This window comes from Yokenella regensburgei (genome assembly GCF_003634235.1).
Classification (GTDB): Bacteria; Pseudomonadota; Gammaproteobacteria; order Enterobacterales; family Enterobacteriaceae; genus Yokenella; species Yokenella regensburgei.
In genome coordinates this window covers 299859-326803 of record NZ_RBIZ01000006.1, presented here as the reverse complement: position 1 = coordinate 326803, position 26945 = coordinate 299859, and the positions used below count along the sequence as shown (strand labels likewise).

26 protein-coding genes are annotated in these 26945 nt (G+C 57.1%); 16 read left to right on the top strand and 10 right to left on the bottom strand.

The features are described 5' to 3' along the window. Nucleotides 1-3 precede the first annotated feature (3 nt). A complete protein-coding gene (phnW, locus tag C7387_RS19560; protein ID WP_120817340.1) occupies nt 4-1107 on the bottom strand; it encodes a 2-aminoethylphosphonate--pyruvate transaminase in 1104 nt (367 codons plus the stop codon). Nucleotides 1108-1248: 141 nt separating this feature from the next. Between phnW and phnR the strand changes: the two genes are divergently transcribed. From phnR to phnV, 5 genes are all read left to right on the top strand, one after another. Continuing rightward, nucleotides 1249-1968: a phosphonate utilization transcriptional regulator PhnR gene (gene phnR, locus C7387_RS19555; protein WP_120817308.1), complete on the top strand. Its 720-nt coding sequence runs from the start codon at nt 1249-1251 to the stop codon at nt 1966-1968. A 161-nt stretch (nt 1969-2129) separates the two neighbouring features. After that, nucleotides 2130-3143 (top strand): 2-aminoethylphosphonate ABC transporter substrate-binding protein, encoded by a 1014-nt coding sequence (phnS, locus tag C7387_RS19550; RefSeq protein ID WP_006817819.1) that lies wholly within the window; start codon nt 2130-2132, stop codon nt 3141-3143. Between the two features lie 5 nt (nt 3144-3148). Then, nucleotides 3149-4258 (top strand): 2-aminoethylphosphonate ABC transport system ATP-binding subunit PhnT, encoded by a 1110-nt coding sequence (gene phnT / locus C7387_RS19545; protein WP_006817818.1) that lies wholly within the window; start codon nt 3149-3151, stop codon nt 4256-4258. A gap of 1 nt (nt 4259) precedes the next feature. Next, nucleotides 4260-5123, top strand: coding sequence for a 2-aminoethylphosphonate ABC transporter permease subunit (phnU, locus tag C7387_RS19540; RefSeq protein WP_120817307.1), 864 nt, complete (start codon nt 4260-4262; stop codon nt 5121-5123). Next, entirely contained in the window at nt 5123-5920 is a 798-nt protein-coding gene (gene phnV, locus C7387_RS19535; protein ID WP_006817816.1) for a 2-aminoethylphosphonate ABC transport system, membrane component PhnV, read from the top strand. Before phnU ends, phnV begins: the two co-directional genes overlap by 1 nt. On the opposite strand, the gene C7387_RS19530 is transcribed toward phnV, so the two are convergent. The 5 genes from C7387_RS19530 to C7387_RS19510 form a co-directional block, all read right to left on the bottom strand. Beyond that, entirely contained in the window at nt 5921-6211 is a 291-nt protein-coding gene (locus C7387_RS19530) for a YicS family protein (protein WP_120817306.1), read from the bottom strand. A gap of 34 nt (nt 6212-6245) precedes the next feature. After that, complete coding sequence (locus C7387_RS19525; RefSeq protein ID WP_038253552.1) at nt 6246-7151, bottom strand: carboxylate/amino acid/amine transporter; 906 nt, start codon at nt 7149-7151, stop codon at nt 6246-6248. 87 nt (nt 7152-7238) lie between these two features. Continuing rightward, complete coding sequence (murP, locus tag C7387_RS19520) at nt 7239-8684, bottom strand: PTS N-acetylmuramic acid transporter subunit IIBC (RefSeq protein ID WP_038253555.1); 1446 nt, start codon at nt 8682-8684, stop codon at nt 7239-7241. A 6-nt stretch (nt 8685-8690) separates the two neighbouring features. Then, entirely contained in the window at nt 8691-9593 is a 903-nt protein-coding gene (murQ, locus tag C7387_RS19515; protein ID WP_006817812.1) for an N-acetylmuramic acid 6-phosphate etherase, read from the bottom strand. 114 nt (nt 9594-9707) lie between these two features. Beyond that, nucleotides 9708-10355: a TetR/AcrR family transcriptional regulator gene (locus tag C7387_RS19510; RefSeq protein WP_006817811.1), complete on the bottom strand. Its 648-nt coding sequence runs from the start codon at nt 10353-10355 to the stop codon at nt 9708-9710. A gap of 95 nt (nt 10356-10450) precedes the next feature. Between C7387_RS19510 and C7387_RS19505 the strand changes: the two genes are divergently transcribed. After that, on the top strand, nt 10451-11950 hold the full coding sequence (locus tag C7387_RS19505) for an MDR family MFS transporter (protein WP_038253558.1): 1500 nt from the start codon (nt 10451-10453) through the stop codon (nt 11948-11950). Nucleotides 11951-12001: 51 nt separating this feature from the next. Here C7387_RS19505 and C7387_RS19500 read toward each other — a convergent pair whose 3' ends face one another. Next, nucleotides 12002-12769: a GNAT family N-acetyltransferase gene (locus C7387_RS19500; RefSeq protein WP_120817305.1), complete on the bottom strand. Its 768-nt coding sequence runs from the start codon at nt 12767-12769 to the stop codon at nt 12002-12004. A gap of 53 nt (nt 12770-12822) precedes the next feature. Continuing rightward, a complete protein-coding gene (argE, locus tag C7387_RS19495) occupies nt 12823-13974 on the bottom strand; it encodes an acetylornithine deacetylase (protein ID WP_038253565.1) in 1152 nt (383 codons plus the stop codon). A gap of 88 nt (nt 13975-14062) precedes the next feature. On the opposite strand from argE, the gene argC reads away from it, so the two are divergent. The 4 genes from argC (at nt 14063) to oxyR (ending at nt 18473) form a co-directional block, all read left to right on the top strand. Continuing rightward, nucleotides 14063-15067, top strand: coding sequence for an N-acetyl-gamma-glutamyl-phosphate reductase (gene argC, locus C7387_RS19490; protein ID WP_038253568.1), 1005 nt, complete (start codon nt 14063-14065; stop codon nt 15065-15067). Nucleotides 15068-15079: 12 nt separating this feature from the next. Then, complete coding sequence (gene argB / locus C7387_RS19485; protein WP_038253571.1) at nt 15080-15853, top strand: acetylglutamate kinase; 774 nt, start codon at nt 15080-15082, stop codon at nt 15851-15853. Between the two features lie 113 nt (nt 15854-15966). After that, complete coding sequence (argH, locus tag C7387_RS19480; RefSeq protein ID WP_038253574.1) at nt 15967-17340, top strand: argininosuccinate lyase; 1374 nt, start codon at nt 15967-15969, stop codon at nt 17338-17340. A 215-nt stretch (nt 17341-17555) separates the two neighbouring features. Next, nucleotides 17556-18473 (top strand): DNA-binding transcriptional regulator OxyR, encoded by a 918-nt coding sequence (gene oxyR, locus C7387_RS19470; protein ID WP_006817804.1) that lies wholly within the window; start codon nt 17556-17558, stop codon nt 18471-18473. On the opposite strand, the gene sthA is transcribed toward oxyR, so the two are convergent. Beyond that, entirely contained in the window at nt 18456-19856 is a 1401-nt protein-coding gene (gene sthA / locus C7387_RS19465; RefSeq protein WP_006817803.1) for a Si-specific NAD(P)(+) transhydrogenase, read from the bottom strand. The genes oxyR and sthA overlap by 18 nt on opposite strands. Before the next feature lie 196 nt (nt 19857-20052). Here sthA and fabR point away from each other — a divergent pair, with 196 nt between their 5' ends. The 6 genes from fabR to C7387_RS19435 all read left to right on the top strand — a co-directional run bounded on the left by fabR (nt 20053) and on the right by C7387_RS19435 (nt 26011). Beyond that, complete coding sequence (fabR, locus tag C7387_RS19460; protein WP_038253577.1) at nt 20053-20706, top strand: HTH-type transcriptional repressor FabR; 654 nt, start codon at nt 20053-20055, stop codon at nt 20704-20706. Further along, nucleotides 20703-21062: a YijD family membrane protein gene (locus C7387_RS19455; protein WP_006817801.1), complete on the top strand. Its 360-nt coding sequence runs from the start codon at nt 20703-20705 to the stop codon at nt 21060-21062. The genes fabR and C7387_RS19455 overlap by 4 nt, the downstream gene beginning before the upstream one ends. A 138-nt stretch (nt 21063-21200) precedes the next feature. Further along, entirely contained in the window at nt 21201-22190 is a 990-nt protein-coding gene (locus tag C7387_RS19450; RefSeq protein ID WP_006817800.1) for a sulfate ABC transporter substrate-binding protein, read from the top strand. Between the two features lie 149 nt (nt 22191-22339). Further along, entirely contained in the window at nt 22340-23812 is a 1473-nt protein-coding gene (locus C7387_RS19445; RefSeq protein ID WP_006817798.1) for a DASS family sodium-coupled anion symporter, read from the top strand. 68 nt (nt 23813-23880) lie between these two features. Next, nucleotides 23881-24636 (top strand): CDP-diacylglycerol diphosphatase, encoded by a 756-nt coding sequence (locus tag C7387_RS19440; RefSeq protein ID WP_120817304.1) that lies wholly within the window; start codon nt 23881-23883, stop codon nt 24634-24636. A 73-nt stretch (nt 24637-24709) separates the two neighbouring features. Next, nucleotides 24710-26011 (top strand): SLC13 family permease, encoded by a 1302-nt coding sequence (locus tag C7387_RS19435; protein ID WP_120817303.1) that lies wholly within the window; start codon nt 24710-24712, stop codon nt 26009-26011. A gap of 87 nt (nt 26012-26098) precedes the next feature. Here C7387_RS19435 and tpiA read toward each other — a convergent pair whose 3' ends face one another. Further along, nucleotides 26099-26866 (bottom strand): triose-phosphate isomerase, encoded by a 768-nt coding sequence (gene tpiA, locus C7387_RS19430; RefSeq protein WP_038253590.1) that lies wholly within the window; start codon nt 26864-26866, stop codon nt 26099-26101. Nucleotides 26867-26945 lie beyond the last annotated feature (79 nt).

Genomic DNA, 26945 nt, shown 5'->3' with positions numbered 1-26945 from the left:
TCCTTAGCGTTTCCAGTACATAGCGTGTTGAATGGCGTTCAGCAGCGCGGCGATATCCGACGCATACACTTCACCAATATTTCCGATGCGGAAGCAGTCGCTCTGCGACACTTTGCCCGGATAAATAACAAATCCCTGATTTTTCAGGTGCTGGTAAAAATCTTTGAAGCGGTACTGCGGGTCCGCCGGCGAGTAGAAGGCGGTGATCACCGGTGAATGCAGCGCGTCTGCCAGCAGCGGTTCAAAGCCCAGCTCGCGCATTCCGGCCACCAGGCTGCGCTGGTTTTGCTGGTAACGCTGATGGCGAGCGCTGATGCCGCCCTCTTCAGCCAGCTCCTTCAGCGCCTGAGCGAAGGCCAGTACGGTGTGTGTTGGTGAGGTGAAACGCCACTTGCCGTGATTATCTTCCATGCAGCGCCATTGGGCGTACAAATCCAGCGATAGGGAGCGTGAGCGACCCTGGCACTTCTCCAGCTCACGCTGGCGGGCAATCACAAAGCCGAAGCCCGGTACACCCTGAATGCATTTGTTGGCGGAGCTGATGAGGAAATCGATGTTCAGTGCCGCCACGTCGAGCGGGATCCCACCAAAGCTGCTCATGGCATCCACGATGTAGCGTTTGTCATAGCGCGTTGCGAGTGTTGCCACTTCGGCAATCGGGTTAAGCATCCCGGTGGTGGTTTCGCAGTGCACCATCGCAATATGGGTGATCGCCGGGTCGTTTCTGAGGATCTCGTCGAGTGCCTGTACGTCCGGGCGGGAGATTTCCCCGCAGTCGTAGTGGTGGTGCTCAATGCCCATCAGGGTGGCCATTTCCGCCATACGGGCGCCGTACGCGCCGTTGTTGACGATAAGCACTTTACCCTGCAGGCCAACCACTGAACCGAGTACCGCTTCAACCGCGTAGCTGCCGCTGCCCTGCAGCAGTACGGAGGTGTAACCCTCCGCTGTGGTGGCCAGCGCAACCAGCTGCTGGCGAATGGTCTGGACCACGCCCAGATTATAGTCATCGTCCCAGGTACAGCTGTCGAACAGCATCGCCTCTTTCACCGTACGAGAGGTCGTCAGTGGTCCGGGGGTCAGCAGCAGGTAATTACGAGATGTCATGAGTTTCACCATTTGGTCTATACCAGATTTGCATTTATGATGGTGATAAAGTCAGCTGCAGGTCAAAGGGAAATTGCCGTTGCAACAAAAAATTCATCTGGCTCTGTATAATAGCCGCATCAAATTTCACAGTGAGCGAACATGAAATCACCCGCGGGCGAGACCCCACAGTACCTGCTTATCAAGGCGCAGCTGCAGGCGCGCATTCAGAATGGGGCGCTGAAAAGCGGTGATAAACTGCCTTCCGAGCGCGAGCTGTGTGCCATCTTCAATACCACGCGCATCACCATCCGCGAGAGCCTGACGCAGCTGGAAGCCAGCGGGCTTATCTGGCGTGCCGACCGTCGCGGCTGGTTTGTCACTCCGGAACGGTTGTGGCTGGATCCGACCCAGAATACTAATTTCCACAAGCTGTGCACTGAGCAGGGCCGCGAGCCGAAAACCGTGCTGCTGGAGGGCCGCGTTACGCCGGTGCCGGTCGACGTCATGACGCCACTGGCGTTGCAGCCGTTTGATCAAATTTACCTGCTCACCCGACTACGTTTAGCCGACGGGCGGGCCATCTGCTATAGCGAGAACCACTGCCTGCCCGCACGGGTACCGGATCTGCTGAGCCACGATCTTAACGGTAGCCTGACCGAGATCTATCAGGCGAACTATGACCTGATCTACACAAGCATGCATTTGTCGTTCTATCCGACGGCGATGCCGCCGCAGGCCGCTGAAGCGCTGGGAGTGATGGAAGGTCGTCCGGCGCTGCTGTTGCGCCGCCTCAACTACGATCAGCACGGCCGCATTCTTGATTACGACATCGAGTACTGGCGGCACGACAGCCTGCGGATTGAAGTCGATACGCATTAAGTTGCGCCTGCCTTTTTGCCCGGTGCGGCTGCGCCTTACCGGGCAGCCCCCTCGTTAATCCCACCGACGCATTTCTTTCATCTTTCTGTCATAAACAACGGTTAGCGTGATGGCAAATCTGGTGTAGACCAGAATGCAAATCAACCCAAGAGGCTAATCTGATGAAACTCTCCCGACTTGCTCTGTTATCCGCGCTTGCCCTTGCCAGCAGCCCCGTCTGGGCCGACGGCGTGGTCACGGTCTATTCTGCTGATGGTCTGCATGACGGCGACAACAGCTGGTATCAGAGCCAGTTTGATGCCTTCACCAAAGCTACCGGCATTAAGGTGCAGTACGTCGAGGGTGGCTCTGGCGCCATCGTTGAGCGTCTGGCAAAAGAGCGCAGCAACCCGCAGGCAGACGTACTGGTGACGGTACCACCGTTTATCCAGCGTGCCGCCGGGGAAAAACTGCTGGCAGATTTCACCCCGGAAGGTGCTGCTTCTGTCCCAGGCGCAACCCATCAGTACGCCCCGCTGGTCAATAACTACTTGAGCTTCATCTACAACGGCAGCCTGCTGAAAACGGCCCCAAATAGCTGGCAGGATCTGCTCGATAGCCGTTTCAAAAACAAACTTCAGTACTCCACGCCGGGCCAGGCGGGCGACGGCACGGCGGTTATGCTGCAGGCGTTCCACAGCTTTGGTGGTAAAGATGCGGGATTTGATTACCTTGGCAAACTGCAGGCTAACAACGTGGGGCCTTCCGCTTCTACCGGCAAACTCACCGCGCTGGTCAACAAAGGCGAGCTGTACGTTGCCAACGGCGATCTGCAGATGAACCTGTCGCAGATGGCGCGCAATCCGAACGTGAAGATCTTCTGGCCTGCCGATGCCAAAGGCGAACGCAGCGCGCTGGCGCTGCCGTATGTGGTTGGTCTGGTCCAGAATGGCCCGCAGAGTGAAAACGGCAAGAAACTGATTAACTTCCTGCTGGCGAAAGAAGCCCAGCAGAGCGTCAGCGCATTGTCGTGGGGTCTGCCTGTACGCAATGACGTTAACCCGACGGACAGCAACTACAAGGCCGCGAAAGCCGCGATGGCTGGCGTTACGCCATGGCAGCCAAACTGGGATGAAGTGGCGACCTCCCTGCAGGCCGATATTGCCCGCTGGCACAAAGTGACCGACAGCGAGTAACGGATATGCTGATGAAAAATACGACCTGGCGCGCCGAGGCGGCAGCCGACACTTCGGGGATCACCCTGGACTCATTGCGCGTTTCTTACCACGGCAACGTGGTACTGAAGCCGCTGTCTTTGACCATTGAACCTGGTGAAGTGCTGGCGTTGATTGGCCCTTCTGGCTCCGGGAAAACCACGGTGCTGCGGGCGATTGCAGGCTTTGTTCAGCCGGCGGGCGGGCGTATTTTGATCGGCGACACGGATGTCACCCACCTGCCGCCTTACCAGCGTGGGCTGGGAATGGTGGTTCAGAACTACGCGCTGTTCCCGCACATGAAGGTGGAAGACAACGTCGCCTTTGGCCTGCGGGCGCAGAAACAGCCGAAAGCGCTGATTGCCGATCGGGTAAAAGAGGCGCTAAAAACCGTGGGGATGGCCGATTACGCCAGCCGCTACCCACATCAACTTTCCGGCGGTCAGCAGCAGCGCGTGGCGATTGCCCGCGCTATTGCCGTGCGTCCGCGCGTGCTGCTGCTTGATGAACCGCTGTCGGCGCTGGATGCACAAATCCGCCACAGCATGGTGGAAGAGATTGCCCGTCTGCACCGGGAACTGCCGGAGTTGACCATCCTCTACGTCACCCACGATCAGACCGAAGCCCTGACCCTCGCCGACAAAATCGGCATCATGAAGGACGGGGAGATGATTGCCCATGGGGAAACCCATCAGCTCTATCACCAGCCGCCAAACCGTTTTGCGGCAGAATTCCTTGGCCGCGCTAATATTCTCTCCGCTACTGCACTCAACGTGACCGCCGCACCCGGGCGCGTCGCCGTCAGTTGCGGCGGGGGCATCGTCTCTGCCTGGAGCCAGGGTATTCACCACGGTCATAACAAGCTGCTGTGTATTCGCCCCCAGCACCTGAGCCTTGCGCCGCGCTCGGCTCAGAGCAACCGACTGAACGGTACGCTCACGTCGGTGCACTGGCAGGGCGACCTGACCCATTTGCTGTGCGATGTCGCCGGAGAGGCGGTGCGCATTGTCCTCACCCATATCGACAGGTTGCCGACTCCCGGTGAGACGCTGTCGTTGTGGTTCGAAGCCGACGACGCCGTACTGATTGAGGTGTGAGATGTCGATGACCCTGACGTTACCCCGCACCCGAAGGCCTTCGCGCCCGTGGCTGTGGATCCTGCTGCCGTTGCTGATACTGGCAATGCTCTTTTTCTACCCGCTGGTGCTGATTGCCAGTGAAGCGCTGCGCGACAGCAGCGGACACAGGAGCCTGGACACTTTCTGGCAGGTAGTGGAGTCCCGTCGCTTCAGCGGTGCGTTGCTTAATACCCTGCAGATTGCCGTTTTTGCCACACTGGGTTGCCTGCTGCTTGGCAGCGTACTGGCGCTTATCCTGGTGTTTATCCCGTTCCCCGGCAGCGCGCTGATGGGCCGGATTATCGACACCGTCATCGCGCTGCCGACCTTTCTGATTACCCTCGCGTTTACCTTTATCTACGGCTCGGCGGGGTTGCTCAACGGCGCGCTGATGTCGCTGTACGACTTTGCGTTACCGCCGGTGGATTTCCTCTATTCAATGCAGGGGGTGATTCTGGCGGAGATCACCGTCTTCACCCCGCTGGTGATGCGCCCTCTGGTCGCGGCGCTAAGACAAATAGATAAAAGCCAGCTGGAAGCGGCAAGCATTCTCGGTGCGCGCCCGTGGCGGGTTATTGCCCAGGTGATTTTCCCGGCAGCGCTGCCGGCGCTGATGGCGGGGGGCAGCCTGTGTCTGCTGCTGACCACCAACGAGTTCGGCATCGTGCTGTTTATCGGTGCGAAAGGGGTAAATACCCTGCCGATGATGGTCTACAGCAAGGCGATCCTTGAATCGGATTACAGCGTGGCCTGCATGATTGCGCTGATCAATATCGCGCTGTCGCTGGCGTTGTTTGCCGTCTACCGCCTCGCCGCCGCCCGCAGCGGCGTAAGGAGTTCCTGATGTTAATCTGGTCACGTAAAGGACGTATTGCTGCCGGTGCGTTGGCAACCGCGCTGTTCAGCGTTTTCTTCCTGCTGCCGCTGGTGGTTATCCTGCTCTCCAGTCTGACAAAACAGTGGAACAGCGTACTGCCAACCGGCTTTACGCTGGTGCATTTTGTGAATGCGTTTCGCGGTGCGGCGTGGGATGCGCTGTTCGCAAGCCTGGTAGTAGGATTCTGCGCCAGCCTGTTTGCACTGCTGTGCGGCGTGTGGGCGGCGCTGGCGCTGCGGCAGTACAGCGCGAAGGTGCAAAAATATCTCGGGATGGTGTTCTGGATGCCGAGCGCGATCCCATCGGTATCGGTGGGGCTTGGCATTCTGGTGGCCTTCAGCCAGGGGCCGATGCAGATGAACGGTACTTTGTGGATTGTCCTGGTCGCGCACTTCGTGCTGATCTCGGCGTTCACCTTCAGCAACATTTCTACCGGCCTGACGCGCATTTCGGCGGATATTGAGAACGTAGCCTCAAGCCTCGGCGCGTCGCCGCGCTACCGGCTGCTCAATATCACCTTACCGCTGCTGATGCCGTGGATGATCTCTGCGCTGGCCCTCAGCCTGTCATTATCGATGGGTGAGCTTGGGGCCACGATGATGATCTACCCGCCGGGCTGGACAACCTTGCCGGTGGCGATTTTCAGCCTCACCGATCGCGGCAATATTGCCGACGGCGCCGCGCTCACCATCGTGCTGGTAGGGATTACGCTGTTGCTGATGATGAAGCTTGAACGCATTGCCCGGCGCTTAGCTGAGCGCTAATTACATGTCCGGACACTGTACCCGAGCCAGCGCATCCTGATAGTTCTTCGGATTGTTTCTCTCAAGCGCCAGCGTGGCATCGCGCACGTGGCGCTTGTTCTCTTCAGAAGAGAGAATTTTGTTGGCGAAGTCGGTATCGCTCATGCTGGCTTTGGGGGTGCAGACTTTGCGGATATCCTTCATTACCTGTTGCTTATTCTGTTCAAACTGCAGGCCTTTCAGCGGCGAATCGGCGTGGGCCACCGGGATTGCCAGGCAGGCGGCAAGGTAACACAACGGCATTAGCTTCATGATGGTTCCTCTCGTCTCGTTTCTGTTCTATCAACTATACCCTTGCTTTGACTCTTCTGCGCGAATCCAGCGAAATCAAAATCACCGAGGACACGATAAGCAGCGTGCCGAGCCAGTCCGGCAGGGTGAAGCTCACGCCCAGAAGCAGCAGCGACAAAAACGCGCTGCTGAGCGGTTCAGCGCAGCTCAGAATGCTGGCCTTTGGCCCGCCAATCATCTGTGCACCTTTCAGATACAGGCTGAAGGTGAGCGAAGTGCCAATCACCACCAGATAGAAGAACGCCAGCAGCAGGTTGCCGGTAAAGGAGAAACTTGAGCCCTGCCCGGCGTAAAACGGCAGCAGCACCAGGCCGCCAATCAGCATACTCCAGCCGACGATTGGCAATGTTCCGTAGCGGGCAATCAGCGTTGACGGGTAAGTGGTGTAAAACGCAGCGGCAAACGCCGAGGCAATTCCCCAGAACAGTGCGGCGGGAGAGATGGAGAGCGAGGTTGGATTGCCGTGGGTCACCAGTAAAAACGTACCGACCAGCGAGGTGAAAATGGCCGTGAGCACCAGGTTCCCCGGACGCGCGCGGCGGACGATAGCAAACCAGGCCACGATAATTGTCGGTGAGAGGAACTGCAGCACCGTGGCGGTGGCGGCGTTGGATTTTTCAATCGTCAGCAGGAAAGTAAGCTGTACCGTGAGTGCGCCAACCAGGGAGAAGAACAGCAGGCTCAGGGCGTCCTGGCGATTGCGCAGGATAGAGAAAATTTTATCGCCGTGAACAAAAGAGAGCATCAGCAGGATAAGCCCGGCGAACAACAGGCGAATCATGGTCAGAAAGCCGGACGACATCTGACTTTGTTCCATGATGTACTGCGCGCAAACCCCTGAACTACCCCATAACACAGCGGCGGTCAGGACGTTCATCATCCCTCTTTTTGTGGAGCCCATGTTGCCCTCTTAGCGGTTTTCTCTCTTTTTTTGCGATAGAGGGCATCATAGCAGGAACCTGTCTGCGGGAGACAGGTTCCTGAGACGTTAACTTAAATCAACGTTTTTGCTGCCAAAAAGCCAGGTCAGCACAAAGCCGCAGAGATAGGCTACGACCAGCCCGGCGGCGTACACCGCCATCCCGGCGTAAATGCCATGGCCGGAGGTCATCAGCGGCAATGCGACCAGACCGGAGGGACCGAATACGGTGTTAAGGCCAACCGGCAGCCCCATCCACGCGACAAGACCAATGAAGAAACCGCCGCAGGCACCGCCGAGACAGGCGGTGATAAACGGCTTCATGCGCGGCAGAGTCACGCCGTAAATCAGCGGTTCACCAATGCCGAGGAATCCCGGAATGATGGCCCCTTTGATCTGCGTGCGCAGCAGCGCATCTTTTTTCGCCCGATAGTAGAGCGCCAGCGCGGCGCCTACCTGGCCTGCACCGGCCATCGCCAGAATGGTGAACAACGAGTTAAAACCCTGGGCATCCATCAGCGCGAAGTACACCGGCACAAAGCCCTGATGTACGCCAAACATCACCGCCAGAAGGAACAACCCTGCCAGCACCGCTGAGCCAAACGGGTTACCGTTCAGGTGCAGGAACAGCCATGACATACCGGTAAACAGGTAACCGCCAAGCGGCATGATGACGATAAAGGTCACTGCGCCCATGATAAGCAGCGTCACCGCCGAGGTCAGGATCATGTCGAGGTTGGCAGGCATCACGCTGCGCACCCGTTTCTCAACCCACGCGCCGATGATTGAGGCAATCAGCACGCCAATGATATTACCGCGAGGGTCAATGCCATGGCCGAAGAAGCTGGAGATCCCCGAGTAGAAACCGGTGGTGGCTTCCGGGTTGTAGCCCAGCACAAACAACGAGGCGATGATCGCCCCGTTCACCCCGGAGCCGCCAAACGCCTTCTGCGCGTTATAGCCAATCAGGATGCTCAGGAAGGCAAACATCCCTTTGCTGAACACCTTCATATAACCAATGAGTTCAACCAGCACCGCGTTGGGATGGGCGTTCTCCAGAACGAAGATTTGCTCCATCAGGGTGGCGAAGCCGAGCAGCAGACCTACGGCGATAAAGCCGGGGATAAGCGGGGTGAAGATGGTGGCGAATTTCGCAAGGAACTTCTGGATACTGCTGGTTTGCTTGCCCTTCATCTCCTGCTTTTTCGCCGCCGCAACGTCGGCAAGCGACGCGCTGGTGGAAACGTCACCCTGGGGTGCTTCTTCCAGTAGTTGGTTCATCAGTTCGGCGGCGGTTTGTGCTTTGCCGGGGCCAAGCACCACCTGGAACTGTTCATCACTGACGATAACCCCCATCACGCCGTCAATCTGGCGGATGGCGGCGACGTCGGCCTGGGTATCGTAACGCAGGGTCAGGCGCAGACGGGTCATGCAGTGACCGGCCTGCACCACGTTTTCGGCTCCGCCCGCATGGGTCAGGATCCGCGCTATCATCTCTTTATTTATTTTTGCCATTGCCCGTTACCTGTTGGTTAACGCCTGACGAATATACCCATTGTTGGCGGAAAGCAGCGTTTTTGCCTCATCGGCGCTAAGCCCGGTCAGCACCATGACAATCGCGGTTTTACAGTGACGCTGGCTGGCATCGAGCGCCTGCTGTGCGGTTTCCCGGCTGCATTCAGTCGCTTCCATCACGATGGAGACCTGGCGCTCGATAAGTTTGGCGTTGGTCGCTTCGACATCCACCATCAGGTTGCTGTAGACCTTGCCGATGCGGATCATCGCGCCGGTGGAGATCATATTCAGCACCAGCTTCTGCGCGGTGCCGGCTTTCAGACGCGTGGAGCCTGTGACCACTTCCGGGCCGACCTCCGGGGTAATTGCCGCGTCGGCCAGCTGAGCCATTTCACCGTGCGGATTGCAGCTGATGATAGCGACGAAGGCGTTCTGGCTTTTGGCGTATTCCATGCCACCGATGACGTAAGGCGTGCGGCCGCTGGCCGCGAGGCCGACCAGCACGTCGCGCTCGCAGAAGTTAATCGCCTGCAGATCGGCGGCGCCCTGAGTCTTGTTGTCTTCCACATTTTCAACGGCGCGCAGAATGGCGGTATGGCCGCCGGCGATCAGGCCAACTACCTGTTCATGGCGGGTGCCGAAGGTCGGCGGGCATTCGCTGGCATCAAGAATACCGAGGCGGCCAGACGTCCCCGCCCCCATGTAAATCAGACGTCCACCGGCCTGCAGTGCGGCGGCGGCTTTATCGACCACCTGCGCAATTTGCGGCAGGTAAGGGGTGATGGCGTGCGGCACCTGCTGGTCTTCGCGATTCATCACCGCCAGCATCTCTTCGGTGGAGAGGGTGTCAATGTGGGTGCTGTTGGCGTTGCGGCGCTCGGTCAGCAGTTTGCTCAGATCGATATTCATAATGACCTCATGTTCATTCAATGAGCTCAGTATAATGAATATTTTATTACAATGCAGGTGCTGCAATGGAATTTTTTATTACAACTGTGACGGCGCTGACATCAGCTGTGCAAATCAGGCGTTGAGGCCGCTGCTCATCATCGCCAGCGCATGGCGCACGATATCGTCATGGGTAAGGTTCGCCAGCCGCGGGTCATTGCGCATTCGGGAAAACGGCACAAGTACCAGGCTCAGCAGGGTGGTGAATAGTAGCTCCGGGGCAAGCGTTGGGTTGATTTTCCCTTCCCGCTGCCAGTGGCGCACGGTCTCCAGCGTCTGCTGATAGCGGTCATCGCCAAAACGGGCATGCATGTGCTGGCGCAGCACCGGCATCTCGCCGATGGCTTCCTGCATCCACAGCGGCGCAAACCAGGTGTGCTGCGCGGCCTGCTCTGCCAGCGCTTTCACCATCATGGTGAGCGCGGTGACCGGGGAGTCCGTATGCGCGGCAAACTCGGCGCTGATAGCGCTTCGCAGTGGTAAAAAACGCTCTTCAATCACCGCGTCCAGCAGTTGTTCCCGGGAGTTAAAGTAGTAGTGCAGCATCGCCGGAGTCACTCCCGCTTCGCGGGCAATGGCGTTGAGCGAGGTGCGGGCGATCCCCATCTGAGAAAACAGGTGCAGGGCGATATCCATCAGCTGTTCGCGGCTGGCGGTTTTCTTTTTACCGCGTGGCCGACCGGGCTTACGTGGTGCGTCAGAATTGTCTTTTAATGCTGTCATCGCCTGGCGATCCCTTGACCTGAGTCCTGAATGAGATAAATATTAATTATATAGTTAATTAATTTCAAGTGAGCGTATTTATGGCGTCAGATCCGATGACACCAGCCTCTTCGACCTCGCCGCCGCTGGTGTCTTCCGTGCGGCTGCTGTTCAGCGCCCTGATGCTGGTCATGCTGCTGTCGGCGCTCGATCAGACCATCGTCTCTACCGCGTTGCCGACCATTGTAGGCGAGCTGGGCGGTCTGGAGAAACTTTCATGGGTGGTGACGGCCTACATTCTCACTTCCACCATCGCGGTGCCGCTGTACGGCAAATTCGGCGATCTATTTGGCCGCAAGGCGGTGCTGCAAACGGCTATCGTGCTGTTTTTACTCGGCTCTGCCCTGTGCGGTATGGCGCAGAACATGACGCAGCTGGTGTTAATGCGCGCGTTGCAGGGGCTGGGTGGCGGTGGGCTGATGGTGGTCAGCATGGCGGCAGTAGCGGATGTTATTCCGCCTGCGGAGCGGGGGCGCTATCAGGGGCTGTTTGGCGGCGTCTTTGGTCTGGCGACGGTTATCGGCCCGCTGATCGGTGGTTTCATCGTGCAGCATACTTCCTGGCGCTGGATCTTCTATATCAACCTGCCGCTTGGGCTGTTTGCCCTGTTGGTTATTGGCGCGGTGTTCCGCTCCGGCGGTAAGCGCAGCTACCACCAGATTGACTGGTTGGGCGCGATTTATCTCAGCATGGCGCTGCTGTGTATCACGCTGTTTACCACCGAGGGTGGTACGGTGCGCGCGTGGAGCGACCCGCAGCTGTGGTGCATTCTGGCCTTCGGGCTGGTGGGGATTGCCGGGTTCATTTATGAAGAGCGGCTGGCCTGGGAGCCGATTATTCCGCTGTCGCTGTTTCGTAACCGCAGCTTTCTGCTGTGCAGCCTGATGAGCCTGATTATTGGGATGTCGCTTTTCGGTTCGGTTACCTTCCTGCCGCTGTATCTGCAGGTGGTGAAGGAGGCCACGCCGACCGAGGCCGGGATGCAGCTGCTGCCGCTGATGGGCGGGCTGTTAATCACCTCAATTATCAGCGGACGCATTATCAGCCATACCGGGAAATACCGCCTGTTCCCCATCGCCGGTACGTTGGTGGCGCTGGCGGGCATGGTGCTGTTGACCCGCATTACCACTACCTCGCCGACCTGGCAGCTGTACCTGTTTACCAGCGTGCTGGGGATGGGGCTTGGGATGGTGATGCAGGTTCTGGTGCTGGCAGTGCAAAACAGCGTGGGCAAACATCAGTACGGCGTTGCAACCTCTGGCGTGACGCTGTTTCGCTCGATTGGGGGTTCTGTCGGCGTGGCGCTGTTTGGCGCCGTGTTTACCCACGTTCTGCAGTCGAACCTGAGCCGCCTGCTGCCGCCCGACGCCGAGTTGCCTGCGCAGATGAATCCGGTGGCGGTACAGCATTTACCGGATGCGCTGCGGCTGGACTATCTCGACGCCTTCGGAGCCGCCATCCACGCCGCATTCCTGATGGCCGCCGGTATCATGGTTATCGCGTTTCTGCTCTCCTGGTTCCTGCGCGAGACGCCGCTTAAGAGCACTCACCATTAAGCGGGGGTCGACGTTCTCCGGGAGATTAAGCCCTCGTCGAAGGCGAGGGTGTCAGAGGTGTTTGCTCATAATCACCAGATTATGAGGCACGGTTTGCCCATTTTTATCGGTACGGTGGCGTAAGGCCGTCACAATGTGGTGAATCGATTTGAATCCCAGTTGAGCATAGAAGGCCTCGGCCGTCTGAGTTCCTAGATTGACCTCATAAACGTGCTGTTCCCGCAGATAATCGAGCACGCTATTGGCCAGCATCATCCCTGTTCCGGCGCGTAGTTGGGGTTGCACAACTACCGTACCGATGTAGGCGTAACGCGTTTTACCCTGTTCCCATATTGAACCTGACATCCCCCCCAGTATTTCCCCATGTTCGTTGCGGAGTACCAGCACAAACGTCGGGCGAATTTTCGGGTCCTGTTCGTCTACGGCTTCGATATATAACGTTTTTCCTTCAGGAACATTGTTCAATTGTTGTCTGAAAATTGCCGTATTGTCGGGGCCTGCGGGCATATGTATCGCTTCACGCTCATAGCCTGCCTGTAATAACGGGGCTTCCAATATGTCCCAGGTTGTGAGAATTACCACCTGGTTAATGACTTCGTCTTGCTGAGCAAGATCGGTCAAAAAATGGTGCAGGTAGTCTACAGGCGAAGTCAGGAACTGCGCCTGTGGATAGTGGACGATGGTCTGGGGGTTAAAACCAAACTCTTGTTCACGCTGCTGGAGCAATGTGAAGAGAGTTAATTGATGCTGAGCAAGCTCAGCCATGGTGCTGTTCTCAACATGATAAAAAGTCAGTGCGTTTGACGACGGTTCTAACATTCAGATTCCTGATAAATAAAAGAATATAGTCCTCTCGCTGGAGAGGACGTTGATTAGTGCCAACAGAAGTGATGCACCACCTGGGTAATCAGCTCGCGGGTCGGTTTGATGAAGCGAGTTTCAAGGTATTCATCCGGCTGGTGCGCCTGGTTTATCGACCCTGGACCGAGCACCAGGGTTGGGCAGCGGGTCTGGATAAACGGCGCTTCGGTGCAGTAGTTCACCACTTCGGTTTTGGTTCCGAGCAGTTTTTCCACCACTTCAACCAGCTGGTGATCCGGCGGGCATTCGTAACCCGGGATCGGCGGATGCAGCTCCGATATCGTCAGGCGACCCGGCCAGCGCTCGCTCACCGGTGCCAGCGCGTCTTCCAGTAACTCATTGAGAGAGCTAAGGGTCATGCCCGGCAATGGGCGAATATCCATGTGCAGCTCACAGCAGGCGCAGATGCGGTTAGAGGCATCGCCGCCGTGCAGGCTACCGAGGTTAAGCGTTGGGTACGGCACGGTGAAAGCCTCGTAGTGATAGCGGGTTTTCAGGTCGTCACGCAGATGCATGATGCGACCAATGGCGTCGTGCATCACCTCAATGGCGTTAACCCCGCGCGCCGGATCGCTGGAGTGCCCGGACTGGCCGAGTACCCGAATGGCGCTGGAGATGTGTCCTTTGTGCGCACGTACCGGCTGTAAAGAGGTCGGTTCACCGATGATGGCGCAGTCCGGTCGCAGCGAGGTGGTTTCCGCGAAGTAGCGCGCCCCGGCCATGCTGGTCTCTTCATCGGCGGTCGCCAGAATGTAGAGCGGTTTTTTCAACTGCGTCACGTCAACGTCACGCAGCGCATCCAGAATAAAGGCAAAGAAGCCTTTCATATCCGCCGTACCCAGCCCGTAGAGTTTGTTGTCGTGCTCGGTCAGGGTGAACGGGTCGCGGGTCCAGCGACCGTCATCAAAAGGAACGGTATCGGTATGGCCTGCGAGCAGCAGCCCGCCTGCACCCTCGCCAACGCTTGCCAGCATGTTGAATTTGTTGCGCGTATCCGGAACAGGTTGCACCTCAACATGGAATCCCAGTGTTTCAAACCAGCCCGCCAGTAAATTGATTAAAGCTGCATTACTCTGATCGAGTGCTTCTTCGGTGGCGCTGATGGACGGTGTGGCTATCAATGCGCGATAAATCTCGATAAATGGCGGTAAATTGTTTTTCATTGTTGACACACCTCAGGTCATGATAGTATCAATATTCATGCAATATAAGTGAATAAAAATACATTATCGTTGAGCATAAAGGAACCCGATGTTGAATACGCTGATTGTAGGCGCCAGCGGTTATGCCGGCGCGGAGCTGGTGAGCTACGTAAATCGTCATCCGCATATGAACATAACCGCTTTGACGGTCTCAGCGCAAAGCAATGATGCAGGAAAGTTAATCTCCGAAGTGCATCCAGAGCTGAAGGGCGTGGTCGATTTACCGCTGCAGCCGATGTCTGATATCAGTGCGTTTACCACCGGGGTGGATGTGGTGTTTCTCGCCACCGCCCATGAGGTGAGCCACGACCTGGCGCCGCAGTTCCTGGCGGCGGGCTGCGTGGTGTTCGATCTCTCCGGTGCGTTCCGCGTCAACGATGCGGCGTTCTATGAAAAATTCTATGGCTTCACTCATCAACATCCGCAATGGCTGGAGGCTGCCGTATACGGTCTGGCCGAGTGGAACCACGACAAACTGCGTGAGGCGCAGCTGATTGCGGTGCCCGGCTGCTATCCGACGGCGGCGCAGCTGGCGCTGAAACCGCTGATCGATGCGGGCGTACTCAACCTGAACCAGTGGCCGGTGATTAACGCGATAAGCGGCGTCAGCGGTGCCGGGCGCAAAGCGGCGATCTCCAACAGCTTCTGCGAGGTCAGCCTGCAGCCGTATGGCATTTTCAATCACCGTCATCATCCTGAAATCACAAGCCATTTAGGTGCTGAGGTGATTTTTACCCCGCATCTGGGCAACTTTAAACGTGGCATTCTTGAAACCATCACCTGCCGTCTGAACCCGGGCGTTACACAGGCGCAGATTGCGGCGCTTTATCAGCAGGCCTACGCCGACAAACCGCTGGTTCGCCTGTATGACAAAGGGGTTCCGGCACTGAAGAACGTAGAAAGGCTGCCGTTCTGCGATATCGGTTTTGTCGTCGATGGTGAACATCTGATTGTGGTAGCAGCAGAGGACAATCTGCTGAAAGGTGCGGCGGCACAGGCCGTACAGTGCGCTAATATTCGTTTTGGCTTCGCCGAAACGCAGTCTCTTATTTAAGGTGTGATGACGATGAATCCATTAATTATCAAACTGGGCGGCGTTTTACTGGATAGCGAAGAGGCGCTGGAGCGTCTGTTTACCGCCCTGGTGAATTACCGAGAATCGCACCAGCGCCCGCTGGTCATCGTTCACGGCGGTGGCTGCGTGGTGGATGAACTGATGAAGCAGCTTCATCTGCCGGTGCAAAAGAAAAACGGCCTGCGCGTGACGCCTGCCGACCAGATTGACATCATCACCGGAGCGCTGGCGGGCACCGCCAACAAAACCCTGCTGGCGTGGGCGAAGAAGCACCATCTTAGCTCGGTAGGTCTCTACCTTGGCGACGGTGACAGCGTGAAGGTGACGCAGCTTGATGAAGCGCTCGGCCACGTTGGCAAAGCGCAGCCGGGCTCTCCGGTACTGATTAACACCCTGCTGGCGGGTGGTTTCCTGCCGGTAGTGAGCTCTATCGGGGTGACCGACGATGGGCAGTTGATGAACGTCAACGCAGACCAGGCGGCTACCGCGCTGGCGGCGACCCTTGGTGCAGACCTGATTCTGTTATCCGACGTCAGCGGTATCCTCGATGGTAAAGGGCAGCGTATTGCCGAAATGACGGCGGCTAAAGCAGAACAGCTTATCGATCAGGGTATTATCACCGACGGTATGATTGTGAAAGTGAACGCTGCGCTGGACGCTGCGCGGGCGCTGGGTCGTCCGGTGGATATCGCCTCCTGGCGTCACGCCGAGCAGCTACCGGCATTGTTTAACGGTACGCCGATCGGTACACGTATTCTGGCGTAAACTTTTTGATGCCCGATGCGGCTACGCCTTATCGGGCCTGCATACACGAAATGGTAGGCCGGATAAGCGAAGCGCATCCGGCAATGACATTAAAGAAATGAAGGAAGCATGTTATGGCACTTTGGGGCGGGCGTTTTACTCAGGCAGCGGATCAACGGTTCAAACAGTTCAACGACTCTTTGCGCTTTGACTATCGCCTGGCGGAGCAGGATATCGTTGGCTCTGTGGCCTGGTCTAAGGCGCTGGTCACCGTTGGGGTGTTAAGCGCAGAAGAGCAGTCTCAGCTGGAAGCGGCGCTTAATACGCTGCTGGAAGAGGTTCGCGCCAATCCACAGCAAATCCTCGAAAGTGACGCCGAAGATATTCATAGCTGGGTGGAAGGTAAGCTCATCGATAAAGTGGGTCAGCTCGGTAAAAAATTACACACCGGGCGTAGCCGTAACGACCAGGTCGCCACAGATCTGAAGCTGTGGTGCAAAGAAACCATTGCTGAACTGCTGCATGCCAGCCGTCAGCTGCAAAGTGCGCTGGTCGCCACGGCGCAGGACAACCAGGACGCGGTGATGCCAGGATATACCCACCTGCAGCGCGCGCAGCCGGTGACTTTTGCCCACTGGTGCCTGGCGTATGTCGAAATGCTGGCGCGAGATGAAAGCCGCCTGCAGGATGCGCTGAAGCGCCTCGACGTTAGCCCGCTGGGCAGCGGCGCGCTGGCTGGCACCGCTTACGAAATTGACCGTGAGCAGCTCGCCGGATGGCTGGGCTTCGCCTCGGCGACCCGCAACAGCCTCGACAGCGTTTCCGACCGCGACCACGTTCTTGAACTGCTGTCTGATGCCTCTATCGGTATGGTGCACCTGTCGCGCTTTGCCGAGGACCTGATTTTCTTTAACTCTGGTGAAGCCGGTTTTGTCGAGCTCTCCGATCGCGTGACCTCTGGCTCCTCTCTGATGCCGCAAAAGAAAAACCCGGATGCGCTCGAGCTCATTCGTGGCAAGTGCGGGCGGGTGCAGGGCGCGCTGACCGGCATGATGATGACCCTCAAAGGGCTGCCGCTTGCCTATAACAAAGACATGCAGGAAGACAAAGAGGGACTGTTCGACGCGCTCGATACCTGGCTTGACTGCCTGCATATGGCGGCGCTGGTGCTGGACGGTATTCAGGTGAAACGTCCGCGCTGCCAGGAAGCGGCGCAGCAGGGCTACGCGAATGCCACTGAGCTGGCGGATTATCTGGTTGCGAAAGGGGTGCCGTTCCGCGAGGCGCATCATATCGTTGGCGAAGCGGTCGTTGAGGCGATTCGTCAGGGTAAACCGCTGGAAGCGCTGGCGCTTAGCTCTCTGCAAAAATTCAGTAGCGTGATTGGCGATGACGTATACCCGATTCTGTCGCTGCAGTCGTGCCTGGACAAACGTGCAGCCAAAGGCGGGGTATCACCACAGCAGGTGGCGAAGGCCATTGCCGAAGCGAAAGGGCGGCTGGCGTAGGCAAAAAAAAAGCGGACCACGGGGTCCGCAAATGTTCACGTTGGCTTTAGTTATTTTGAGAGAAACTCTCGTGACGTGGGCGGTGGTCTTCAAGGGTTAAAGGAGGTACCGCCCCGTTGGTGAGATGTATTATTGAACAGAATGCTTGATAGGGATAATCGTTCGTTGCTATGCTACCTATCGCCATGAACTATCATGGCGATGGAGGATGAATAATGAATATTCGTGATCTTGAATACCTGGTAGCGTTAGCCGAACACCGTCATTTTCGCCGCGCGGCAGATTCCTGCCACGTGAGTCAGCCCACCCTGAGCGGGCAGATTCGCAAGCTGGAAGATGAACTCGGCGTGATGCTGCTGGAGCGTACCAGTCGTAAAGTGCTGTTCACCCAGGCCGGGTTGTTGCTGGTGGATCAGGCGCGTACGGTGCTGCGTGAGGTCAAAGTGCTCAAGGAAATGGCGAGCCAGCAGGGAGAAACCATGTCCGGGCCGCTGCACATTGGACTGATACCTACCGTCGGCCCTTATCTGTTGCCGCAGATCATTCCGATGCTGCACCAGACGTTTCCGAAGCTTGAAATGTACCTCCACGAAGCGCAAACCCACCAACTGCTGGCGCAGCTCGACAGCGGTAAGCTTGATTGCGCTATCCTGGCACTGGTGAAGGAAAGCGAGGCGTTCATTGAGGTGCCGCTGTTTGATGAGCCGATGATGCTGGCCATCTATGAAGATCACCCGTGGGCGAACCGCGATCGCGTACCGATGTCCGATCTGGCGGGAGAAAAACTGCTGATGCTGGAAGACGGTCACTGCCTGCGCGATCAGGCGATGGGATTCTGCTTTGAAGCCGGTGCCGATGAAGACACCCACTTCCGGGCAACCAGCCTCGAAACGCTGCGTAACATGGTGGCGGCCGGGAGCGGGATCACCCTGCTGCCTGCGCTGGCGGTACCACCGGAGCGCAAACGTGATGGGGTGGTGTATCTGCCGTGCATCAAGCCGGAACCAAAACGTACGGTCGGGCTGGTATATCGTCCAGGGTCACCGCTGCGCAGCCGCTATGAGCAGCTGGCAGAGGCCATCCGTGGGTCGATGGATGGCCATTTCGACAAGCCGTTAAAACAGGCGGTTTAAGCCGTTCAGTGCCGCAACCCGATAGGCTTCCGCCATGGTCGGGTAGTTAAAGGTGGTGTTAACGAAGTACTCAATGGTGTTACCACCACCTTTCTGTTCCATTATCGCCTGGCCGATGTGAATGATTTCAGCCGCGCGCTCCCCAAAGCAGTGAATGCCGAGGATCTCTTTCGTTTCACGGTGGAAGAGAATTTTCAGGGTTCCGACGCTCATCCCGACAATCTGCGCCCGCGCCAGGTGCTTAAACTGCGCCCGACCCACTTCGTATGGCACTTTCATTGCCGTCAGCTGCTGCTCGGTTTTCCCCACAGAACTGATTTCCGGAATGGTATAGATACCGGTTGGAATGTCTTCCACCAGGTGTGCGTTGGCTTCGCCTTTGACTAACGCTTGGGCGGCAATGCGGCCCTGGTCGTAGGCGGCGGACGCGAGGCTCGGATAACCAATTACGTCACCCACCGCGTAAACGTGCGGCAGGGCGGTCTGGTACATGCTGTTGACCTTGAGCTGGCCACGGCTGTCGGCTTCGAGGCCGATGTTCTCCAGCGCCAGGGAGTCGGTATTCCCGGTACGGCCGTTGGCGTACAGCAGGCAGTCGGCTTTCAGCTTTTTGCCGGATTTCAGATGCATGATCACACCATCGTCCAGCGCCTCAATGCGTTCGTACTCTTCGTTATGGCGGATAACCACGCCGCTGTTCCAGAAGTGATACGACAGGGAATCTGACATCTCCTGATCGAGGAATGCCAGCAGGCGGTCACGGGTGTTGATAAGGTCAACTTTGACGTCCATTCCACGGAAGATAGACGCATATTCGCAGCCGATAACCCCGGCACCGTAGATGATGACGTGGCGTGGTTCATGCTGCATGCTGAGAATAGAGTCGCTGTCGTAAACGCGCGGATGGGAGAAATCAACATCCCCCGGATGGTACGGGCGTGAGCCGCAGGCGATAACGAATTTTTCCGCGGTCAGCGTTTCGACCGAGCCGTCGTGGCACTCCAGCGCCAGCGTATGCTCATCAATAAAGTGCGCATTACCCTGCAGGATCTCGCAGTGATTGCGCTCATAGAACCCCTGACGCATCCGCGTTTGCTGGTTGATAACGCTGTCGGCGTGATTGAGGATGTCGGCAAACGATGAACGGAGAAGGCGGGAATGGTCGCTGTAGAGCGGGTTCTGATTGAATTCGATGATACGGCTGACGGCATGGCGGAGCGCTTTTGACGGGATGGTGCCCCAGTGAGTACACCCGCCGCCAACATTATGATAACGCTCGATAACGGCAACCCGCGCGCCCTGCTTCACCAGGCCCATCGCGGCACCTTCGCCGCCGGGTCCGGACCCTATCACAATCGCATCATAATCCCAGGAATGTGGCATGGTATTACTCACCTGTTTTTATACACAAAATAAACAGGATGATAACATTCGGCGGACTTTAACCCAATAATCGTTGTGCTTTTTTGCGAACGGAGAGCACAAACGGCTTGTAAACTATCTTTCACAAAGGCTGGCAAAAAGATTAGTTTAATCTCTGGTATAGTGCCTGCAGGGCCTTTGGAAGGATTCAGACATCGTGATGGGCGTAAGAGCACAACAAAAAGAAAAAACCCGACGGTCGCTGGTAGAAGCGGCCTTCAGTCAGTTGAGTGCAGAGCGCAGCTTTGCGAGTCTCAGCCTGCGCGAAGTTGCGCGCGAGGCGGGGATTGCGCCTACCTCCTTCTACCGGCACTTCCGCGACGTGGATGAGCTGGGTCTCACCATGGTCGATGAAAGCGGGCTGATGCTGCGCCAGCTGATGCGTCAGGCGCGGCAGCGTATCGCCAAGGGCGGTAGCGTGATCCGCACCTCAGTCTCCACATTTATGGAATTCATCAGTAACAACCCTAACGCCTTTCGCTTATTGTTGCGTGAACGCTCCGGAACGTCCCCGGCGTTTCGTGCCGCCGTTGCGCGAGAAATTCAGCACTTTATTGCGGAACTTGCTGACTATCTGGAAATCGAAAACCATATGCCGCGTGCGTTTACTGAAGCACAGGCCGAAGCGATGGTCACTATTGTGTTCAGCGCGGGTGCAGAGGCATTGGATATCGGCCCTGAACAGCGCCGACAATTAGAAGAGCGACTGGTTTTACAGCTGCGGATGATCTCCAAAGGCGCGTATTACTGGTATCGCCGGGAACAGGAAAAGAGTACTCATCATCCCGACCAGGTGAAGGAAAAACAATGAAACAGTCAGTACAGGATAAAGGCACGCTATTGCTGGCGCTGGTTGCCGGTTTATCGATAAACGGTACCGTAGCGGCAATCTTTAGCTCAGTGATGCCTTTTTCCGTCTTCCCAATCATTGCGCTGGTGCTGGCGGTTTACTGCCTGCACCAACGTTATCAGAATCGCACCATGCCGGTGGGGTTACCGGGCCTGGCGGCCGCCTTCTTTATTTTAGGCGTGCTGCTCTACAGCACCGTTGTGCGTGCCGAATACCCGGATATCGGCTCTAACTTCCTGCCAGCGGTACTGTCGGTCGCCATGGTGTTCTGGATTGGCTACCGTTTACGCCGCCAGAAACACGATCTGCCGCAGTAATCATGATCCCCTCTCTGAGGGGATTTCTTTGCCTGTATATATATCACCAGGTTATAGCCAATCTTTTTTTATTCTTTAATCATTGGATGGCTTTCTGGCAGGCTGGTCTCATCACAACACTGCATATGAGAACGGTCGATGAAAAAATGGCATCTGGGGTTAACGCTTTTGCTGGCCTCCACCAGCGTACTGGCTAAGGATATCCAGCTTCTGAACGTCTCTTACGACCCGACGCGCGAGCTGTACGAACAGTACAACAAAGCCTTCAGCGCGCACTGGAAGCAAGAGACCGGAGATAACGTGGTGATCCGCCAGTCACACGGCGGTTCTGGCAAGCAGGCAACGTCGGTTATCAACGGCATCGACGCCGATGTGGTGACCCTGGCGCTGGCCTACGATGTTGATGCCATTGCCGAGCGTGGACGTATCGATAAAAACTGGATCAAGCGTCTTCCGGATAACTCCGCTCCGTACACATCGACCATCGTATTCCTGGTGCGCAAAGGAAACCCGAAACAGATTAAAGACTGGAACGACCTGATTAAGCCGGGCGTTTCGGTGATTACTCCGAATCCGAAAAGCTCCGGCGGTGCCCGCTGGAACTACCTGGCGGCATGGGGTTACGCCCTCCATCACAACAACGGCGACCAGGCGAAGGCTCAGGATTTCGTCAAATCGCTGTATAAAAACGTCGAAGTGCTGGATTCCGGTGCCCGTGGCTCGACCAACACCTTTGTTGAGCGTGGTATCGGCGATGTACTGATTGCCTGGGAAAACGAAGCGCTGCTGGCGACCAAAGAGCTTGGCAAAGACAAGTTTGAGATTGTGACGCCGAGTGAGTCTATTCTCGCGGAGCCGACGGTGTCGGTGGTGGATAAAGTGGCCGACAAGAAAGGCACGCAGGCGGTAGCTGAAGCCTATCTCAAGTACCTCTACTCGCCGGAAGGACAGACGATTGCCGCGAAGAACTACTATCGTCCACGCGATCCGCAGGTTGCGAAACAGTATGAAAACGAATTCCCGAAACTGAAGCTGTTTACCATTGATGAAGAGTTCGGTGGGTGGGCGAAGGCACAGAAAGAGCACTTCGCTAACGGTGGTACCTTCGACCAGATAAGCAAACGATAACCGCGCTTCAGAAAACCCGGCGAAACGCCGGGTTTTTTTATGTCTTTGTCATTCCTCGATTTTGTGACTATCCTGACTGTTTTGCAGGCAGAAATGCCGGTTAATGGATGTATGGCGCGATTGCGCTCAGGACACTCAAGGAATGATGCATGGACAGATTAACTCCGGTTCGCCCGTGGCCTGCGCTACTGGCAACGGTTATCACCCTTCTCATCTGGTTCGCCGTTCCCACCCCCGAAGGTGTTACCCCTGAAGCCTGGCATCTGCTGGCGCTATTTATCGGTACGATAGCCGCCATTATCGGCAAGGCTATGCCGATTGGCGCTATTGCTGTTGTTGCCATCATGCTGGTCGCCATGACCGGCGTCACCAACCCGGGTAAGCCCGCAGCTGCGCTAAACGATGCCCTGAGCGGGTTTTCAAACGCGCTCATCTGGCTTATCGGCTTATCCATTATGCTGTCGCAGAGCCTGTTAAAAACCGGGCTTGGCGCGCGCATTGGCTACGGGTTTATCGCGCTGTTTGGTAAGAGAACGCTCGGGATTGCCTGGGCGCTGACTCTTGCTGAAACGCTGATTGCGCCGGTTACCCCCAGCAACACCGCACGCGGTGGTGGGATCATTCACCCGGTTATGCGGGCGATTGCTGATAGCCTGGGGTCTGAGCCCGGCAACAGCGAAAACGGCTCGACGGGACGCTATCTGGCGCTGGTGAACTACAACATCAACCCGATCAGCTCGGCGATGTTTATCACCGCCACCGCACCTAACCCGCTGATTGTGAGCTTTTTACTGAAAGGCACCGACGGGGTGCTGGCGATGACGTGGGGAATGTGGGCCATCGCCGCGCTGCTGCCTGCGGTGGTGTCGCTTATCGTCATGCCGATCGTTATCTGGTGGTTGTATCCGCCGGCCATCACCAAAACGCCGAATGCGCCGCAGTTCGCCAGAAGCAAACTGGAAGAGCTTGGCCCGCTGTCGCTCGCGGAAAAAATTACCCTCGGGGTGTTTGCCCTGCTGCTCTGCCTGTGGGCGGGCGTTCCGGCGTTCATTATGGGCAGCGGCTGGGAGGTAAACCCGACCAGCGCCGCGCTGATTGGCCTGTCGATTTTGCTCCTGACAGGGGTGCTGCACTGGGACGACATTCTGAAATGCCGCGGCGCGTGGGATACCATCGTCTGGTTTGCGGCGCTGGTCATGATGGCAGAGTTTCTTAGCAAGCTCGGCCTGGTAAGCTGGCTTGCGACGAGTGTAGGCAGCAGCATCGATCACCTGGGGCTGCACTGGAGCGTGGCGACGCTGCTGCTGGTGCTGCTCTATGTCTATTCGCACTATTTCTTTGCCAGCACCACGGCGCACATTACGGCGATGTTCGCTGCCTTTTTCGCAGCAGGGCTGGCGCTGGGTGCACCACCTGCGCTGCTTGGGTTGATGCTCGCTTTCTCCTCTTCGCTGATGATGTCGTTAACCCACTATGGCACCGGAACCGCACCGATTATCTTCGGCTCCGGCTACGTCACCCTCGGCGAATGGTGGAAAACCGGGCTGGTGATGAGCGTGGTGAACCTGCTTATCTGGAGCGTGATCGGTGCCGTATGGTGGCGCTGGCTGGGTTACTGGTAGACCGATAACGAGGAAGATTCATAAAGTTACGGTATGCTTGCGGTTTACGTATTCAATGAGGGTAGGGTATGAAAACGGCAAGCCGCATGATTCTGGGGCTGGTAGTCGTACTGCTGCTGGTCGCTGCGGGCGTATGGCACTTCTTTTTTTCCGCTAATGCCAACGCGCTGCGGGAAATCGTGTTGCAGAAGTGCGTGGTGAACCAACAGCAGCACCAGTCGCCCGCTCCTTGTGAAGAAGTGAACGTCAAAGGCGGCTATGTGCTGTTTAAAGACAGAAATGGGCCGCTGCAGTACCTCCTGATGCCCACCTACCGGATTAACGGAACCGAAAGCCCGCTGCTGCTGGCGCCGCAGACGCCCAACTTTTTCTGGCAGGCGTGGCAGGGGCGCGATGTGATGAGCAAGCGTCTGGGCAGTGAAGTGCCTGACGATGCCGTGTCGCTAACCATCAACTCACGCAGCGGACGTACGCAAAACCACTTCCACATCCATATTTCCTGCCTGCGTAAGGATGTGCGTCAGCAGTTAGACGCTGCGATGTCCTCTATCAGCAGCCGTTGGCTGCCGCTGCCGGGAGGCCTGCGTGGACACGAGTACCTTGCCCGGCGGGTGACCGAAGCCGAACTTGCACAGCGCAGCCCGTTTATCATGCTGGCGGAGGAGGTACCAGAGGCGCGCGACCACATGGGGCGCTTCGCGCTGGCGATGGCGCAGCAGAGTGACGGTACCTTTGTGCTGCTGGCGACAGAGCGTAATCTGCTCGCCCTGAACCGCGCCTCGGCGGAAGAAATTCAGGATCATCAGTGTGATATTCTGAAGTAGCCCCACCAACTCTGGCGTTTACCTGTTCTGCCTGTCGTCGTATTCTTGCTGAAAAAAACGACAGGAGACAGGTATGTCCTGGCTTGCGCACCCGCTGTTTGTTCCCTCTCTGGTTGTTGGCATCACTATCCTGCTGTGGGCGACCTCGCTGTTGCCGGAGTTCATCACCGCCCTGCTGTTTTTTACCGTCGCCATGGCCGCCAAAATCGCTCCGGCGGAGGTTATTTTTGGCGGCTTCGCCTCCTCGGCGTTCTGGCTGGTATTCAGCGGCTTTGTGCTGGGCATTGCCATTCGTAAGACCGGGCTTGCGGATCGCGCCGCTCGCGCGCTGTCGGCACGACTCACTGATTCCTGGCTACAGATGGTGGCGAGCGTCGTCCTGCTGAGCTATGCCCTGGCCTTCGTGATGCCCTCTAACATGGGGCGCATTGCGCTGCTGATGCCGATTGTGGCGGCAATGGCGTCGCGCGCAGGTATTCAGGAGGGGACGCGCGGCTGGTATGGTCTGGCGCTGGCCGTCGGTTTTGGCACTTTCCAGCTTTCGGCAACCATTCTTCCCGCCAACGTACCAAATCTGGTGATGAGCGGCGCGGCGGAAGGGTCATACGGCATCCACCTCAACTATTTGCCCTACTTGTGGCTGCATACGCCGGTGCTCGGCTTTCTGAAGGGCGCCATTCTGATAGCGCTTATCTGCTGGCTGTTTCCCGGCAAACCGCATCCGCCACGCGATATTACCCCGCCTGCGCCGATGAGCGCGGACGAAAAGCGGCTGGCGTGGCTGCTGGCAGTGGTGCTGACCCTGTGGGTGACCGAGAGCTGGCACGGAATTGGCCCGGCGTGGACCGGGCTTGCTGCAGCCTGCGTGACTCTGCTTCCTCGGGTTGGGTTTATCTCCGGCGAAGAGTTTTCTACCGGTGTCAACCTGCGTACCTGTATCTATGTGGCGGGCATTCTGGGGCTGGCAATAACCGTTACCCAGACCGGGATTGGCGATGCCGTGGGGCAGGCGCTGTTGCAGGTCATGCCGCTGGATCCTGAGCATCCGTTTACCAGCTTCCTGGCGCTGACCGGGATCACTACTGCGCTCAATTTCATTATGACCGCCAACGGCGTTCCGGCGCTGTATACCACCTTTGCACAGAGTTTTGCCGATGCGACCGGATTCCCGCTGTTAAGCGTGATTATGATTCAGGTGCTGGGATATTCAACGCCGCTGCTGCCGTATCAGGCATCACCGATTGTTGTCGCGATGGGGCTTGGAAAGGTGCCAGCGAAGGCGGGCATGCTGCTGTGCCTGGCGTTGGCGCTGGTGAGCTATCTGGTGCTGCTGCCGCTGGATTATCTGTGGTTTAGTGTGCTCGGAAAGTTATAAAAAACCCGGTGGCGGCTCGCGCTTACCGGGTCTTTTTTGTAGGCCGGATAAGACGCGTCAGCGTCGCATCCGGCACCACAACGCTGATTAAGCCTGTTTAGCGGCTTCAGCAGCTTTAACGATCACTGCGAAAGCGTCAGCTTTCAGGGATGCACCGCCAACCAGCGCGCCGTCGATGTCCGGCTGGGTGAACAGCTCAGCAGCGTTTGCTGCGTTTACGGAACCGCCGTACTGAATGATAACCTGCTCAGCCACTTTCGCGTCTGCTTTAGCGATGTGGTCACGGATGAATTTGTGAACCGCCTGAGCCTGCGCCGGGGTCGCAGATTTGCCAGTACCGATTGCCCATACTGGTTCGTAAGCGATAACGACACCTTCGAATGCGCTTGCGCCCTGAGTTTTCAGCACGGCGTCAATCTGGCGTGCACAAACTTCTTCAGTTTTGCCTGCTTCGTTTTCTGCTTCGGTTTCACCGATGCACAGTACCGGGGTCAGACCCTGCTCTTTCAGGACGGCGAATTTCTTAGCGATCAGCTCATCAGACTCTTTGTGGTAAGTACGACGCTCTGAGTGACCGATGATGATGTACTGCGCGCCGATGTCTTTCAGCATTTCCGCGGAGGTTTCGCCAGTGAATGCGCCGGACAGGTTCAGGTCAACGTTCTGCGCGCCCAGATTGATATGGCTGCCTGCTGCCGCATGTTTTGCCAGGTCGATGTACATTTCTGGCGGAGCGATAGCCACTGCACAGCCGGTTACGCCAGCCAGTTCAGTACGCAGGTTTGCAACCAGCTCGTTTACCATGTGGCGGCTGCCGTTCAGTTTCCAGTTACCCATCACTAAAGGATGTCGCATTTTAATTCTCCACGCTTTGTTAGCGAATTAAGGAATATAGCCGCCCGGTGGGCAGCATGGTCTGTGGAACAGTATAGAG

Excerpts from the sequence above, each read along its gene's own strand:
- phnW (WP_120817340.1), bottom strand. The coding sequence starts at position 1,107 with ATGACATCTCGTAATTACCTGCTGCTGACCCCCGGACCACTGACGACC.
- argB (WP_038253571.1), top strand. The coding sequence starts at position 15,080 with ATGAATCCATTAATTATCAAACTGGGCGGCGTTTTACTGGATAGCGAA.
- phnR (WP_120817308.1), top strand. The coding sequence starts at position 1,249 with ATGAAATCACCCGCGGGCGAGACCCCACAGTACCTGCTTATCAAGGCG.
- argH (WP_038253574.1), top strand. The coding sequence starts at position 15,967 with ATGGCACTTTGGGGCGGGCGTTTTACTCAGGCAGCGGATCAACGGTTC.
- tpiA (WP_038253590.1), bottom strand. The coding sequence starts at position 26,866 with ATGCGACATCCTTTAGTGATGGGTAACTGGAAACTGAACGGCAGCCGC.
- C7387_RS19440 (WP_120817304.1), top strand. The coding sequence starts at position 23,881 with ATGAAAACGGCAAGCCGCATGATTCTGGGGCTGGTAGTCGTACTGCTG.
- oxyR (WP_006817804.1), top strand. The coding sequence starts at position 17,556 with ATGAATATTCGTGATCTTGAATACCTGGTAGCGTTAGCCGAACACCGT.
- argE (WP_038253565.1), bottom strand. The coding sequence starts at position 13,974 with ATGAAAAACAATTTACCGCCATTTATCGAGATTTATCGCGCATTGATA.
- C7387_RS19530 (WP_120817306.1), bottom strand. The coding sequence starts at position 6,211 with ATGAAGCTAATGCCGTTGTGTTACCTTGCCGCCTGCCTGGCAATCCCG.
- argC (WP_038253568.1), top strand. The coding sequence starts at position 14,063 with ATGTTGAATACGCTGATTGTAGGCGCCAGCGGTTATGCCGGCGCGGAG.
- phnV (WP_006817816.1), top strand. The coding sequence starts at position 5,123 with ATGTTAATCTGGTCACGTAAAGGACGTATTGCTGCCGGTGCGTTGGCA.
- C7387_RS19450 (WP_006817800.1), top strand. The coding sequence starts at position 21,201 with ATGAAAAAATGGCATCTGGGGTTAACGCTTTTGCTGGCCTCCACCAGC.
- C7387_RS19435 (WP_120817303.1), top strand. The coding sequence starts at position 24,710 with ATGTCCTGGCTTGCGCACCCGCTGTTTGTTCCCTCTCTGGTTGTTGGC.
- sthA (WP_006817803.1), bottom strand. The coding sequence starts at position 19,856 with ATGCCACATTCCTGGGATTATGATGCGATTGTGATAGGGTCCGGACCC.
- murQ (WP_006817812.1), bottom strand. The coding sequence starts at position 9,593 with ATGAATATCGATCTGAGCAAACTGCTGACCGAGCGCCGCAACGCCAAC.
- C7387_RS19455 (WP_006817801.1), top strand. The coding sequence starts at position 20,703 with ATGAAACAGTCAGTACAGGATAAAGGCACGCTATTGCTGGCGCTGGTT.
- C7387_RS19510 (WP_006817811.1), bottom strand. The coding sequence starts at position 10,355 with ATGACAGCATTAAAAGACAATTCTGACGCACCACGTAAGCCCGGTCGG.
- phnS (WP_006817819.1), top strand. The coding sequence starts at position 2,130 with ATGAAACTCTCCCGACTTGCTCTGTTATCCGCGCTTGCCCTTGCCAGC.
- C7387_RS19505 (WP_038253558.1), top strand. The coding sequence starts at position 10,451 with ATGACACCAGCCTCTTCGACCTCGCCGCCGCTGGTGTCTTCCGTGCGG.
- phnU (WP_120817307.1), top strand. The coding sequence starts at position 4,260 with ATGTCGATGACCCTGACGTTACCCCGCACCCGAAGGCCTTCGCGCCCG.
- phnT (WP_006817818.1), top strand. The coding sequence starts at position 3,149 with ATGCTGATGAAAAATACGACCTGGCGCGCCGAGGCGGCAGCCGACACT.
- murP (WP_038253555.1), bottom strand. The coding sequence starts at position 8,684 with ATGGCAAAAATAAATAAAGAGATGATAGCGCGGATCCTGACCCATGCG.
- C7387_RS19445 (WP_006817798.1), top strand. The coding sequence starts at position 22,340 with ATGGACAGATTAACTCCGGTTCGCCCGTGGCCTGCGCTACTGGCAACG.
- C7387_RS19500 (WP_120817305.1), bottom strand. The coding sequence starts at position 12,769 with ATGTTAGAACCGTCGTCAAACGCACTGACTTTTTATCATGTTGAGAAC.
- C7387_RS19525 (WP_038253552.1), bottom strand. The coding sequence starts at position 7,151 with ATGGGCTCCACAAAAAGAGGGATGATGAACGTCCTGACCGCCGCTGTG.